Source organism: Acinetobacter rongchengensis, from assembly GCF_003611475.1.
GTDB lineage: Bacteria > Pseudomonadota > Gammaproteobacteria > Pseudomonadales > Moraxellaceae > Acinetobacter > Acinetobacter rongchengensis.
This window is the reverse complement of record NZ_RAXT01000125.1, coordinates 1-2,023: the sequence shown is the minus strand read 5'-3', so window position 1 is coordinate 2,023 and position 2,023 is coordinate 1. Positions and strand designations below refer to the sequence as shown.

Sequence of the window (2,023 nt, the reverse complement as noted above, 5' to 3'; positions counted from 1 at the left end):
CATTTTTCCAAGAAAACAATATGCTGATTTGGTATTACGTCTAGAAGAAAGATAAAAATCAATGGTATTGTCAACGGCATTCTAAAATTGACCCCTTTTACCTTACAAATGGCAAAGTAAAATTGACCCCTTTGATCGCGTATTAAGTTTCAACCTGGGGCTGAATCCCAATTCTTTTTTTATCCTTCAAACGATAACTCTCACCCGATATCTGTACCACATGACAGTGATGTAATAGCCGATCTAACATCGCAGCGGTCAACGTAACATCATCCGCAAATGACTTAGACCATTGGCTAAAGGGTAAGTTACTCGTCAATATCGTACTGCCTTTTTCATAACGCTTGGCAATCACGTTAAAGAACAGATTCGCTTCTTCACGTCCAAACGGTAAATAACCAATTTCATCGATAATCAGTAACTTTGGTCCCAGTACCGCACGTTGCATATAGGTTTTCAATTTACCTTGCTGATAGGCTGTACTCAGTTGCAGCATTAAATCCGCTGCGGTAATGAACTTGATCTTAATGTTGTTCATGATGGCCTTATAGCCTAATGCCATAGATAAATGCGTTTTTCCTACTCCGCTAGCCCCGAGAAACACCACATTTTCTGCTCTAGCAATAAAGCTCAGATTGAACAGTTCAATCACCTGTGATTTAGGGGCCCCTAGGGCATAATTAAAATCATAGTCTTCCAGGGTTTTGACTTGAGGCAGGCCTGAGAGTTTCATCAGTACCTGCTGGCTACGCTGTTGCCTGGCAGCATATTCATGCGTCAAGATCGCTTCAACAAAGTCGGCATAACTTCCATCCTGACCTAATGTTTGTTGTGCATGATGTGACCATTGTGATGCGATGGCAGGCAGATTAAGCTTTTGGCAAAGTTGCTCTATACGGTCGTATTGCAGATTCATCAGGAAACTCCCAGCAACTGGTCATATACCGATAAGGGATGCTGCAAACTCTCGTAGGGCATGACATGCTGTGCTGCTGCAACAGGTACAGTGCTGGAACCTGTATCTGGTTGCGGTAATGGCGTAAATTTTTGCTGCTCCTGTTGCAGTCGAACAGCCGGTTTTTCTTGCGTGGTGGCATGAATCCGCTGATTGGCGGTTTCATGCAGCCACCGGCCAATGTGGGCATTGGCGACATCAACATCTAACAGTAAACCCGAAGTCTTCAGGCTTACTTTCAATGGCACAATAAAGCTTGATTTGAGGTATCCATTAAAGCGTTCAACTTTGCCTTTGGTCTGTGCACGGTAGGGCTTACATACGCGGGGACGAAAGCTGTATTTCTTGGCGCAGTCGAGCAGTTTGGGGTTCCATTTATGATGCCCCTCCTGATAGGCATCCCGTTCAATCATGATCGTTTTAGCGTTATCAAACAGGATTTCCTGAGGTACTCCTGCAAAGAACTGAAATGCATTTTCTAGACCATCGATCCATGCATCGGTACGTTCATGATCATAAAATTTCACGAAAGTCGCTCTGGAATAGCCTAATGTTGCGACAAAGGCTTTTAAAGTCGTGTTGTTGCGTCGAATTGTCGTGAAATCTACCTGCATTTGTTGGCCAGGTTGGGTTTCAAAACGAATGATCGGTTCCGGTTTGGCAACTGGTTTTAATGTTGCAAGATATTCCCTCAAGATCCTGATCTTTCCTGGATATCCCAACCTTAAAATTTCCTGGTAGAGCACGACAGCAGGAATCCATTCAGGATGAGCTGCATTTACACGATGGAGTAAATAGGGTTTATATGGGTCAAGGATACTTATTCTAGGCTGTATACGCTGATACTGAGGTGTGGTGTTTTGCCGTAAATATTTACGTACGGTATTTCTGGACACCCCCAGTTCACGAGTAATGGCTTTAATAGATTTACCTTGTTGATGAAGTATTTGGATTGTCACTGCTTGCTCCAAAGTTAACATGTTGAGCAGTCCAAAATGACCGCTATATTAACCAAGGGGGTCAGTTTTTAAATGCCATTAGGGGGTCATTTTTACACTGCCGCTAACA

At 43.4% G+C, this 2,023-nt stretch carries 2 protein-coding genes; both read right to left on the bottom strand.

Annotated elements, in window-relative coordinates; all coding sequences use genetic code 11:
* Positions 1-142 precede the first annotated feature (142 nt).
* Positions 143-916: an IS21-like element ISAba8 family helper ATPase IstB gene (gene istB / locus D7V20_RS18930; protein ID WP_001053379.1), complete on the bottom strand. Its 774-nt coding sequence runs from the start codon at positions 914-916 to the stop codon at positions 143-145.
* The gene (gene istA / locus D7V20_RS18925) at positions 916-1,935 is read right to left on the bottom strand and encodes an IS21-like element ISAba8 family transposase (protein ID WP_120385381.1); all 1,020 of its coding nucleotides are present in this window, start codon (positions 1,933-1,935) and stop codon (positions 916-918) included. Before istA ends, istB begins: the two co-directional genes overlap by 1 nt.
* Between the last annotated feature and the right edge of the window lie 88 nt (positions 1,936-2,023).

Bases quoted from the DNA above. Each gene is read 5' to 3' on its own strand.
- istB (WP_001053379.1), bottom strand. From the start codon at position 916: ATGAATCTGCAATACGACCGTATAGAGCAACTTTGCCAAAAGCTTAAT.
- istA (WP_120385381.1), bottom strand. From the start codon at position 1,935: ATGTTAACTTTGGAGCAAGCAGTGACAATCCAAATACTTCATCAACAA.